This window comes from Pseudodonghicola flavimaris (assembly GCF_030164425.1).
Lineage (GTDB): Bacteria > Pseudomonadota > Alphaproteobacteria > Rhodobacterales > Rhodobacteraceae > Pseudodonghicola > Pseudodonghicola flavimaris.
In genome coordinates this window covers 179,270-190,816 of record NZ_JASNJD010000002.1, presented here as the reverse complement: position 1 = coordinate 190,816, position 11,547 = coordinate 179,270, and the positions used below count along the sequence as shown (strand labels likewise).

The following is an 11,547-nucleotide window of genomic DNA, read 5'->3' as shown; positions in this document are numbered from 1 at the left end:
GGAAATCCCGTAGATCGCGCGCCGGTTACTGACCCCGCAGGCCGAGGCGGGGAAATGTATGCAACTTGAGGTGGTATTTTTCCGACTTGGGTTTTCACGGCCTCGGGCCTAGCCTGCGGCAGGATCAGGAAGGGAGCGCGACATGCGGCATGGCTGGGCTGACAGGCGGAGAGCAGGAGGCACAGTTGGCTGTGCGCTGGCGCTGGCCGTGGCGGGGGCGATGCCCGTGGCCGCTGCCGGGGCAGGTGACCCGCCAACGCCGCTGGGGGCCAGCCCCTTGCCTGAACAGGCAGAAATGCGGTTCTGCTTTTTCTCGGGTCTGGCCTATTCCGCCGGGGCGCTGGTGACGGTCGAGGTGCCGGTTCGGCCGGATGTGGTGACCGACCGGCCGCGCCGGCTGATGCGCTGCGTCTCCGACGGTGGCCCCGACGGGCTGTTCTACTGGCTGGACCTGGACCCCGACGCGGGGGACCCGTTCCGCAACTGACGCGGGAACCGGTGCGGGCGGCGCGGTTCGTCCAGGGGTGGGCTGCCTTCGGCCCGCGCGGGTTTTCTGCAGATGCGAAGCTTCCGTGACGGCAATCGCAACTGATCCCAAAGTCGGTCAAATTTGCGCCATATTCTTCCCCCCTTATGCAACCTTAAGCGTAGAGCTGAGCTACCTCACCGGTCGAATCGAGCCATATAAGTGAGGGCCAATGGGAACACGGGCGCAGAAGCGCCGAGCGAGACGTAACTGCCGGGTCACAAGCGGCGGAACGACTGGAGAGCGATATGAAAATCCTTGCTGTCGATGACGACGAACTGATCCGTGAACTCCTCCTCGCCACGCTCGAAGCACATGGGTACAGCGATGTCGTCCTCGCCGAGAGCGGCGAAGACGCGCTGCGCAAGATCGCTTCCGCCGGGGTGCCCTTCGACGCGTTCATGTTCGATATCCAGATGCCGGGGATGGATGGGATCGAACTGACCCGCCGGGTCCGCGACATGGAAATCTATCGCAGTGCGCCGGTGGTGATGATCACCGCGATGAACCAGAAGGATTATATCGACCGGGCGTTCCTGGCCGGGGCCACCGATTATGTGACCAAGCCCTTCGACACCACAGAGCTGATGACGCGCATTCGCCTGGCCGACCGGCTACAGGCCGAAACCCGCCGCGCCGCCGCCGCTCTGGCGCCGCGGCCGGAAAAGCCGCAGGCCGCCTTCACGCATCCGATCACCATCGAGGAAATCAAGGGCTACGTATCGAATGGCGTGCTCAAGAACTACGTGATGATCATGAAGGAGCAGAAGCAGTTCGCCATCGGCGCCTTCGCGATCCGGGTGCCGGAGCTGGAGCAGGTGCATGCCGGGTCCACCGCCGAGGAATTCGCCTATGTCGTCACCGATGTGGCCGAGGTGATCTCGGACGTGTTGGTCGGCAGCCAGGCCTTCGTGACCTATATCGGCGATGGAGTCTTCCTCTGCGTCGGGCCGAAACGGTCGCTGCCGCAGATGGAAACGGTGCAGGATCAGCTGATCTCCATGCTGAACGATCCCGATCTGGTCTATTGCGACGAGGTTCCGACCAGTTTCTCCGCCCAGGTCGGCGCCGTGGCCGCGCCCAAGCTGCTGGAGCGTCGCGACGATCTGCGATTTCTGGATCGGGCGGTGGACAATCTGAAACAGGGCGCGCGGATCGAGGCCCCGGCACCGGCGCGCAGCGCCGGCGGATTCATGGCGGTGCATGCGGCCTGATCGGGCGTCACGGGGGCTGAGGTTTCGGGGAACCCGGATCGTCGGGGCGCGGGAATACGGATGCGCGGTGTGGCGCGGGCAGGCTGACAGACCCCGTGTTTTGGTGCGCTTGCGTGTCTAATCGGCATCAAGACGGCGGGTTTGTTAACAAATTCGCGGTTTTTTATATCGCCCTTTAACCGCGCTGGTTTATGAGCGAAGCGCCGCCTGTGCCTGCGGGCACTGCGATGGCCAATGAGAACGACATGCGACGCCGGTGTCAGAAGACGCCTCAGGGACGTCGCGGGCGATTGAGCGGAACGGGTTGGTACGGTCGGATGGTTCAGGGGTTGGACGCCGCCAGGGCGGCGCAGCTTGACGCAGGGCTTGCGCGCATCCGCGCGAGATTTGTCGAGTCGCTCTCGGACCGGATCGACGCGCTTTACGAACATCTGGACGCGCTGCAGGACATCGAAGGCTGGACCGCCGCGACGGCGGCGCTACGCGCGCAGGCACACAAGCTGCACGGGATTTGCGGCAGCGTCGGCTTTCCCCGGATCGGAGAGCGCGCGGCGCAGCTGGAACACCGGATCGACAGTCTGACGGATTTGTCCGGCCCACAGGTGCGTGACGAGCTGCGCGAGCTGGTGAACCGGCTTCTCGACGAGATGGAGCGCAGTCTGGATGCGAAATGAGACGGCGGAGCGGCGGAGCATGCGGCCTGGGCTGAGCGGCCTGGCACTGGCGCTGCTATGCCTGCTCGGGCTGTCCCTGACCGCGACGGCGCAGCAGGCGCCGGAGCCGCCGCAACAGCTTCAGATCGGTGTGGTGTCGACCGAAGGGGCGACCCGTACGCTCGAAGCCTGGGCGCCGACGGCGGCGTTTCTCAACCGCACCGCCGCCGCGCAGGATCTGCCCTATCGCTTCGCCATCGCGCCGCAGACGCTGGCGTCGATGACGCAGGCGGTCGAGGAGGGCCGGCTGGATTTCACCCTGAGCGATCCGGCCTCCTATGTCGCCGCCGAGGTGGAAAGCGGTGCGCGGGCGCTGCTCTCTGTCGGTAAGCACTGGCAGGGCCACACCTATGACGCCACCGGGGCGCTGATCTTCGCCCGCGCCGATAGCCCGCTGCGCGATATCCGCCAGCTCGAGGGGCGGCGGGTGATGGCGGTGGAGCGCGGCGATTTCGGCGGTTGGTGGCTGGCGGCGCAGGAATTCCGCAAGCGGCGGATGGATCCGGACAGCGCCCTGTCCGAGCTGATCTTTTCCGGCGGCAATCAGCGCGAAGTGGTCTATGCGGTGCAATCCGGGCTGGTCGATGCCGGTGTGATCCGGGCCGGTCTGCTGGAGGAGCTGGCGGCGGCCGGCGCCATCGATCTGGACGATTTCGCGCCGGTCTCTGCCCTGCCGGCAGAGGGCTATCCGTTCTGGGTCTCCACCCCGCTCTATCCACAATGGGTGCTGTCGGCGCTGCCCGATGTGCCCGAGCCGGTGCTGGCGATGGTGATCAACGCGTTGCTGACGCTGGATGTCGCCGGGCCGGAGGCGACGGCGGCGGGGGGCGTGGTCTGGCTGGCGCCGCAGAACTATCAGCCGGTGCATGATCTGCTGATCTCGCTGCGTGTCCGGCCCTATGAGAATTATCTGCTGCAGGCCGCCAACCGCATTTTCCGCAGCTATCGCGCGCCGATTGTCGGTGGCATGGCGCTGATCCTGCTGTCGCTGCTGTTCCTGGCCTATGAGTTGCGCCGCAATATCCGGCTGGCCGAAGCGCGGCGCAATGTGCTGCAATCCGAGGTGCGGTCGAAAATCTTCTATCGCAACGCGATCGAGGATCACACGGTGTTCTGCATGCTGACGCAGGACGGCGTCATCTCGCATGTCAACGACCGCTTCTGCACCACCATCGACCGCCGGCGCCAGGGGCTGCTCAGCCACCGGCTGTCCGATCTTCTGGGTGCGGGCGACCGCGATCTGCTGATGGGCGATATCATGGCCGCGATGAAGGCGGGGGCGCCGTGGAACGGGGCGCTGACCCTGCTGCGCGAGGATGGATCCTCAGCCTTCGTGCAATGCACCTGCATTCCGGTCACCGGCAGCGGCGATGCCCTGAGCGAGATCGCCGTGGTTGCCACCGATGTGACCCAGACCCGCAAGGGGATTTCCGAGGAACGGTTCAACGACACGCTGGAGCTGATCGAGGATCAGGTTCTGGTGCTGCGCCCGGCGTCGCTGGAAATACTCTATTGCAACCAGGCCGCGCAGGAAATGATCCGGCCCCGGGTCGGCGACCGCTGGAAGGGCCGGCGGGTCGGGGAGTTCATCCCGGCAGAGGAGCTGCGGGCGCTGGAGATGCGCCGTGACGCGCTGGTCGAAGGGCCGGAGCGGCGGATCACCTGGGAGGTCACCACCCGGTCCGGCACGCCCTATGAGATCAGCCTGGAATACGTCCGCCCGGATCAGGATGAACCGCGGCTGGTGGCGATCTATCGCGATATCACCCAGCGCAAGGTGGCGGAGAAGGCGAAGACCGAATTCATCTCGACCGTCAGCCACGAATTGCGCACGCCGCTGACCTCGATGAAAGGCGCGCTGGGGTTGGCGATGTCGGGCTCCATCGGCGACATGTCCGACCCGGTGAAGAAGATGGTGTCTATGGCCAGTACCAACTGCGACCGGCTGGTGATGCTGATCAACGATATCCTCGATCTCGAGAAGATCGAGGCCGGTAAGATGGACTTCAAGATGGAGCCGCTGGATCTGGCCGATCTGGTGGCCGCGGCGATCGAGGCGAACAGCTTCTACGCCGACAAGTTCGGCGTCACGCTGCGGGCGGAGATCGATGGCGAACCGGGGACCCTGATGACGCTGGGCGATCGCAACCGGCTGATGCAGGTGATGGATAATCTGCTGTCGAATGCCTCCAAGTTCTCGCACAAGGGGTCGGAGGTCGTGATCCGGCTGCAGCCGCATCGGGGGGCGCTGCGGCTGTCGGTGCGCGATTTCGGCACCGGCATTCCGAAGGCGGCGCAGCCGACGATCTTCGACAAGTTCACCCAGGCCGACAGCTCCGACACCCGCTCGAAAGGCGGCACCGGGCTGGGGCTGTCGATCGTCAGGCTGATCGTGGAGGAACACGAGGGCGCGATCTTCTTCGCCAGCGAGGTGGACATGGGGACGGAGTTCTTCGTCGATCTGCCGCGGCTGGAGGGCGACGCGCTGATCGCGGTGGACCGGACCGAGGCCGAGAGCCAGGCGGCCGCCTTCTCGGACATCGCCGCGCCGCCGTTGCGCGAGGAAGAGCTGGCCGATTCCTTCCTGCAGCTGGTGGCGTTGCTGCGGCAGCGCGGCGCCCGGGTCAGCATCGAAAGCGCCCGGGTTACCGCCGGCCAGGTGATAAAGGGGGTCGGCGTTCTGGGTCAGTCCTCGGCGCTGATGTGGCTGAGCGAACAGGGCCGGTCGCTGCTGGCGTCGCTCTGTGAGGCGGACGTGCTGGAAAACCGCCCGGTCAGCGTGGTCGAGGCCAGTGGCAAGGGCGGGGTCGAGGTCGAGGGCATGCTGCGCCCGGTCGGCCAGGCGGATCTGCTGTCGGAGTGGCTGGAACAGCAGCGCCAGGACAATCTGCTGCGGGTCATGCAGATCGAGGGCGAGACCGGTGCGCTGCCGCCGCGGGAAGGCGTGGTGATCGCCCGGGTCGCCAGCACTGCCCAGGCGCTGTCGCTGGTCCGCGAGGACCGGTTCGATCTGATGATGTTCGGCGAATTCAGTGGCGACACCTGGGTCAGCGTGCTGATGCCGCTGGCCGGTGGCCGGATGGCGGCGGACATGCCGATCACGGTGATCGCCGCCCGCGGGGCCGAGGTCGAGGCCAGCCGTGGTGTGGTGTCGAAATTCGCCCGCCCGGCGGCGGGATCGGCGCGGGGCAAGGCGCGACGCTGGGCCGGCCGGTCATGACCGGGGGTGGCCGGGCCGGGCGCCTGCCGCGATAGGGACGTCAGCAAGAGGAAGACGGAGATGGCGGAACTCAGCAGGATCCTGCATGTCGAGGATGAGGCCGATATTCGCGAGATCGCCCAGATGGCGCTGGAGCTGATCGGCGGTTTCGAGGTGCGCCAGGCCGGGGACGGCGCCGAGGCGCTGGCCATGGTAGCCGATTTCGCGCCGCAGCTGATCCTGACCGATGTGCAGATGCCCGGCATGACCGGGCCGGAGACGCTGGCGGCGATCCGGGCGCTGCCGGGCTATCAGACGGTGCCGGGGGTCTATATGACCGCCAAGGTGATGGAGGCGGACAAGGATGCCCTGCTCGGCGCCCACGATCTGGGGGTGATCGCCAAGCCGTTCGATCCGACCACGCTGGCCGCCGATCTGCGCGCGATCTGGGCCGGGAACTAGGCCGGAAACTAGGCCGGGGGCGGCCGGTCAGCGGCGCCTGGTCCTGAGAAAGACGGTCCGGGCGATTTCCTCGGTCGCGGCGCGGTCCTGCCGGTCGTGGTGATCCTGCTGCCGGTCCTGCGCCTGATCCAGCACCGTGTCATTGACCTTGGCGTCGCGGAATGCTTCCATCAGCTGGTGTTCCAGTGCGGCGGCCTTGCGGTCGGCCTTGCTCAGCTGGGTCTGCAGATGCGCCCGCCGGGCGCCGGCGGCACGCAGGAAGCTGGCCAGATAGGCGGCGGTCTCCGGGGTGGTGACGCGTCCCTCCGCATCGACCTGAGTGTCGAGCGCGGCGATCTCCGCCTGCAGCCGGGTCTGTTCGTCGCGTACCACGGCCATGCGCGCGGCATGGCCGTCGATCTCGTGCTGGCGGATCCGCTGGATCAGTTGCAGCGCGGCGATCCGGCGCCGGTGCGGCATCGGCTCAGGCGGCCTCGGCCATGTCCTGGCGCGCCTCTTCCATCTCGTAGAAATTCGGCTGCAGCTTGGTGGGAATGTTGCCGCGGCCGATCTCGACGCAGATGGTGGGCGAGTGATTGTGCAGGATGGCGATGAAGATGTCGCGGATCACCGCATAGAAGGCGCTGTCCTGTTCCTCGATATCGGTCAGCCGGCTGGAGACCGGGGCAACGAAGAGATAGGCCAGAAACACCCCCAGAAAGGTTCCGACCAGGGCGCCGCCGATCATCTCGCCCAGCACCGCCGGCGGCTTGTCGATCGACCCCATGGTCTTGATCACCCCCAGAACGGCGGCGACGATACCGATGGCGGGCAGGGCGTCGGCCACGGTGGTCAGCCCGTGCGGGGCGGCGAGCGCCTCGTGATGGTGTTTCTTCAGCTTCTTGTTGATCACGTCCTCGGTCTGGAACGGATCGTCGAACTGCAGCGCCAGCATGCGAAAGCTGTCGGTGATCAGATCGATGGCGAAGTGATCCTTCTGCAGCTTGGGAAAGCGGGAGAAGATCGCGCTGTCCTTGGGATTCTCGATATGCTCGTCCAGGGCCAGGATGCCGTCACGCTGATACATCTTGGTCAGCGTGTACATCAGGTTCAGCAGGTCGATGTAATCCTTCTCCTTCCACTTCGGCCCTTTGAAGGCCTTCAGCACCGATTTGGCGGTGCCGAAGATATGGCCGAAGGAATTCGCCGCGATGAAGGACCCCAGCGCCGCGCCGCCGATCATCATGCCCTCGAAGGGCATGGCATGCAGGATCACCCCCATTTCCCCGCCCGAGAGCACATAGCCGCCGAAGACGAGGGCGATGACGATGATAAAGCCGAGGATGATGGTCATAGCGCGGTAATATCCATGGGGCCGCTGCGGCATGCGGGCGGCAAGGCTGCATCTCTGCTCACTTTCGGCACAGTATACGGAGATTAGGCAAGAATAAAATCAAAATCTATTTTTGATCTTTTGAGATTGGCGGGAGAAACAAGGATAATTGACAAGTTGAACGGGCGTGGTACAGGTTTATTCATGAATTTCTGGCCCGAAGGGGGCGCGCCGCATGTCTGCCAGCGAACAGGTAATGATCGTCCTGATGGGGCCGGCCGAGGTGCGCCAGACGTTCCGCGACTGGCCGGCGGACATGTGCCTGGCGGTCTGCCTGATGGAGAGCGGCGATTGCCAGCTGGTGGTCTTCCGCCATGACGAGGTCGCTGCGTTTCCGCGCCGGCTGCAGCGGCAGTTGGGGGTTGCGGCCGATGCGCTGTGCTTCTTTCCGGCGGTTACCGGCTACGCCACCCGGCCGTTGCTCTATTCCGACGAACGCCGGCTGATGGCGCTGGTGGCGGAGGCGCCGGAGATCGTCGAAGAAGCGGCGGATTATTCGGTCAACTACGCCTATGCGCTGGACGAGGGGCTGGACCCGGCGGTCTTTCTCGGGGTCGAGACGCCGGTGCCGCCGGCCCCGGAGACCGGGGCAGACGCGCCGGACGGCGCGCGGACGGCGGCGCGACCGGTACCGGTGGCGCATCTGGATGCCGATGGCCATGCCTCTTTCGTGACGCGGCGGACGCGGCCGCTGCCGCCGCAATCCTCCGGCCGGGTGCGCAAGGCGCTGCTGCCGGGCTTCATGCAGAAGCCGGAGGCGCCGGGTCCGGGGCCGCATTTTCGCTCTGCCCGGGAGCTCGACGTGGTCGCCGATCAGCCGGTGATCTGCGATCTGCTGCCTGAGCACGACGGCTGGATCCTGATCGCGCAGCACGGCCAGGGCGGCGCCGACATCCGGATCGGCAACCCCGATCTGATCTATCTGCGCGACGATCGCAGCGTGGTGGCGATCCGGCTTGAGCCGCCCTGGCCCGGCGGTGGCCCGCTGCCCGGGCGCATCTGGATCCGGACCGATCGGCTGCCGCAGAGCCTGCGCGGGGTATTCGCCGATTGCACTGGCGCGGCGGAGCTGACCGGAACCGGTGATTTCCTCTATCTGCACCTGCGGCCGCGGGCGCTGCAGGCTGGGGGACCACGGCCTCCGGCGCCGTTTGATCCGATGCCGGTCGCGGCGGAGCCGGTGACCGCCGCCGATGCGCTGGCCGAGCCTGCGGGTGCCGATGCGCCAGGCGGTATCGGTGAGGGAGAGGCGTCTGCCGTGATGGCCCCGAAGCCGGTCGTCGTGGCGCCGAAGGCGGAGGCACCGTTGTCGGCGCCGCGCAAGCGCCTGCGCCGACGCTGGCTGGCGGCGGTCAGTGCAGCCGCCTCTGTCCTGATCCTTGTGCAGATCGGCCTGCAACTGGGCGGCGAGGGTGCCCTGACGCGCGATTGGGGGCTGCTGCGGTCCGACTGGCAGGCGGCGCGGGCCGACTAGCGCGCCTACGGAAACGACCCCACCCGGAGGCGGGGCCGTCCCAAAGCCGCAGACCCGTCGTCCGCCGCTCAGCGCAGGGCGCTGCGCAGGTTTTCGAATACGGTCTCATCCAGTTCGCTCACTCTTTGCGGTAGGGGAGCGATGGGCGCTTCTGCGCGGCGGCTTTTCACGGGGCCGGCGGTGGCGGGCTGGGCCGGCGCGGTCTGATGCGGGGCCAGGGCGGCACCGGGTTCGCCGGCCGCAGGGGCTGCGGCGGCGGGCAGGGGTTGTGCCGGTTTGCGATATTCCAGCAGCACCGAAATCCGCCGGTTCGACGGTGCGCGAGGGTCCTCCGGCACCAGCAGCTCGGTATCGGCCATGCCCGAGACGCGGGTGATCCGGTCGGGGGAGACGCCGGCGCCCAGCAGCACTCGGCGCATCGCGTTGGCGCGGTCCGAAGACAGATCCCAGTTGTCGTAGTTGCGGGCGTTGCTGAACGGCACCGCGTCGGTATGGCCGGAAATCACCATCTCGTTCGGCAGCTTGGCCAGCGATTGCCCCAGCGTCTGCATCAGCGTCCGGGTCGCCGGCGCCAGATTGGCGCTGCCGCTTGCGAACATCGCCTTGCCGTCCTGATCGACCACCTGGATACGCATGCCCTCCGGGGTGCGTTCGAAAATCACGTTCTGGACCAGCGGGCGCAGATCGGGATTGGCCTGGATCGCCTGGGTCAGCTCCTGCTGCAGCGCATCGAAGCTGGCGGTATCGCCCTCCTGCAGCGCCTCTGCCTCGGCCTGCGCCTGCGCGGCTGCTGCCGGGTCATTCGCGGGCGCTCCGGCGGCCTGATAGGCGTGATCGCCCTCGGCCTGACCCTCGCGGTTGCTCATCGTGGCGGGGGCGGGCTCCTGTTCCGAAATCGCCCCGGTCGCCGGATTGTCGAAGGCGCCCTTGTAGGTGCCCTTGATCAGATCGTCGGGATCGGCAGCCTGGGTCATGTCCATCACCTCCCAGCGGGCCGGGCTGGGATCGTCGATCTCGCCCATTTCGGCACCACGGGCGACGACCGTGCCGGTCGAGGCATTCAGCGTTCCGGGCGGGCCGAAGGTGGCCCCGTCCAGCAGCCCGCTGCCGTTCGGCATGGTGGCATTGGTGAAATACTCCGCGATCCCGCGCAGTTTCTGCTCGTCCGAAGAGGAGAGGATCCAGAGGAGAAGGAAGAACGCCATCATGGCGGTCATGAAGTCCGCATAAGCGACCTTCCAGGCGCCGCCGTGGTGGCTGTCACCCTCGGTGATTTCCACCTTGCGAATGATGTTCGTGCTCTTCGTTGCTGCCATGTCTTACGCCTCGTGCGGGCCGGTGTACCGGCTGTGCGTCACGGGCCGCGCCTTCTGCGCAGACCGAGCCTGTGGCAGTGATCGGCGAAGAACATGCGCTCAGATGGGCGCAAATGGGACATGTTTGGGGCGAAAGCCGTGGAATTGCGGCGTTCGGGGGGTCAGCCCTCGGCGGTGTCGCGCTGGTATTTGCCGAGGCCGACCTGCTTGGCATAGGCCGCCTTGCGTTCGGAATAGTTCGGCGCGACCAGCGGCATATCCTCCGGCAGGCCATAAAGCGCGCGATACTCGTCCTCGGTCAGGCCGTGTTCGGCCTTCAGGTGCCGCTTCAGCATGGTGAAGCCGCGACCGCAGCAGAGGCAATAGACCTTGTCGTCGGTGACCGCCTGCTCGATCGGCAGCGCCGGGGTCGGACGGTCACGGGCGGGACTGGGGGTGGCGGCTGCGGCGACCGGTGTCGGCGTGGTGACGGCGGTCATCCCGGTCCCGGCGAAGAGCGGCAGCAGCCGGCGGCTCAGCGCGACGATGTCATCGGCACTGGTGTCGCTGCGCCCGGCATAGGCGGCGACTACGCGGGCGACGGCCTCCGCAGCGCGGCGCGTATCGTCGGTATCGGCAAGAGACGGCGGTGCGTCGCGCGTATCCATACGGGGGGGTCCGGATTTGAAAGGCCGCAGTTCAAGTCCGGACACGTTATGTAAGTGGCTTGGGGAAAGTCAACAAAGCTGCACTGCAGCGACGGGATTTCGCCGATCAGCCGCGCCCGCCTGAGCGGCCGCGCAGCATCCAGCTGGCGCGCCGGGCACGGGTGTCGGGATCCGGGGCGCCGCGACCGGGGCAGCCGCCGGGGCCGGCGTTGCCGCGCAGCCCGTCCATGGTGCGGTCGGCGCTGTGGAGCACTTCGGTCAGAAAGGCGTCGTCCTCGACCACCTCGAGCAGCAACCGCACCCGATCCGCCGCCGCCAGGGCCGCGGCCCGTCCGGCGCTGCTGGTCTTCTTGTCTGACATTACCCCTCCGAAAATGCCCGCCGGTTCTGCGGAATGACGCGTTCTGCCATGTGACTTTTATATGGGGTGTTAGGTTAAAGGCAGGTCAAAGTTCTTCGGTGGCCTTAAGTATTTGGTTACATCCAAGTTAAAGCGGCGGCTTGTGAGGGGCGGATTCATGCCTGTTCATGGCTGTCCTTGGATTGATGCGAAAATGGAAACCTTACCTAAGGTCATGCGGGTATAGTGTCTGGCCACCGGCTTGCGGCTTTGTCTAAAGTCGC

The 11,547-nt window shown here is 66.4% G+C and carries 11 protein-coding genes; 6 read left to right on the top strand and 5 right to left on the bottom strand.

Annotated features, from left to right (window positions below; all coding sequences use genetic code 11):
- The first annotated feature begins 295 nt into the window (after positions 1 to 295).
- From QO033_RS03590 to QO033_RS03570, 5 genes are all read left to right on the top strand, one after another.
- Entirely contained in the window at positions 296 to 487 is a 192-nt protein-coding gene (locus tag QO033_RS03590) for a hypothetical protein (RefSeq protein WP_284479561.1), read from the top strand.
- Between the two features lie 287 nt (positions 488 to 774).
- Positions 775 to 1,740, top strand: a complete 966-nt coding sequence (locus tag QO033_RS03585) for a response regulator transcription factor (protein ID WP_284479560.1) — start codon at positions 775 to 777, stop codon at positions 1,738 to 1,740.
- Between the two features lie 290 nt (positions 1,741 to 2,030).
- Complete coding sequence (locus QO033_RS03580) at positions 2,031 to 2,414, top strand: Hpt domain-containing protein (RefSeq protein ID WP_284479559.1); 384 nt, start codon at positions 2,031 to 2,033, stop codon at positions 2,412 to 2,414.
- Positions 2,404 to 5,673, top strand: coding sequence for a PhnD/SsuA/transferrin family substrate-binding protein (locus tag QO033_RS03575; RefSeq protein ID WP_284479558.1), 3,270 nt, complete (start codon positions 2,404 to 2,406; stop codon positions 5,671 to 5,673). Before QO033_RS03580 ends, QO033_RS03575 begins: the two co-directional genes overlap by 11 nt.
- 60 nt (positions 5,674 to 5,733) lie before the next feature.
- Positions 5,734 to 6,114 (top strand): response regulator, encoded by a 381-nt coding sequence (locus QO033_RS03570; RefSeq protein WP_284479557.1) that lies wholly within the window; start codon positions 5,734 to 5,736, stop codon positions 6,112 to 6,114.
- Between the two features lie 27 nt (positions 6,115 to 6,141).
- Here the strand turns inward: QO033_RS03570 and QO033_RS03565 are convergent, their stop codons facing one another.
- On the bottom strand, positions 6,142 to 6,573 hold the full coding sequence (locus tag QO033_RS03565) for a hypothetical protein (protein ID WP_284479556.1): 432 nt from the start codon (positions 6,571 to 6,573) through the stop codon (positions 6,142 to 6,144).
- A gap of 4 nt (positions 6,574 to 6,577) precedes the next feature.
- Positions 6,578 to 7,447, bottom strand: a complete 870-nt coding sequence (motA, locus tag QO033_RS03560) for a flagellar motor stator protein MotA (protein WP_284479555.1) — start codon at positions 7,445 to 7,447, stop codon at positions 6,578 to 6,580.
- Positions 7,448 to 7,661: 214 nt separating this feature from the next.
- Here motA and QO033_RS03555 point away from each other — a divergent pair, with 214 nt between their 5' ends.
- Complete coding sequence (locus QO033_RS03555) at positions 7,662 to 8,960, top strand: hypothetical protein (RefSeq protein WP_284479554.1); 1,299 nt, start codon at positions 7,662 to 7,664, stop codon at positions 8,958 to 8,960.
- 68 nt (positions 8,961 to 9,028) lie between these two features.
- Here QO033_RS03555 and QO033_RS03550 read toward each other — a convergent pair whose 3' ends face one another.
- From QO033_RS03550 to QO033_RS03540, 3 genes are all read right to left on the bottom strand, one after another.
- Positions 9,029 to 10,276 carry a flagellar motor protein MotB gene (locus QO033_RS03550; RefSeq protein WP_284479553.1) on the bottom strand — a complete coding sequence of 416 codons (1,248 nt, stop codon included), beginning with the start codon at positions 10,274 to 10,276 and terminating at the stop codon, positions 9,029 to 9,031.
- A gap of 161 nt (positions 10,277 to 10,437) precedes the next feature.
- Positions 10,438 to 10,923 carry a MucR family transcriptional regulator gene (locus QO033_RS03545; protein WP_284479552.1) on the bottom strand — a complete coding sequence of 162 codons (486 nt, stop codon included), beginning with the start codon at positions 10,921 to 10,923 and terminating at the stop codon, positions 10,438 to 10,440.
- A 106-nt stretch (positions 10,924 to 11,029) separates the two neighbouring features.
- Positions 11,030 to 11,284, bottom strand: a complete 255-nt coding sequence (locus tag QO033_RS03540; RefSeq protein ID WP_284479551.1) for a hypothetical protein — start codon at positions 11,282 to 11,284, stop codon at positions 11,030 to 11,032.
- Positions 11,285 to 11,547 lie beyond the last annotated feature (263 nt).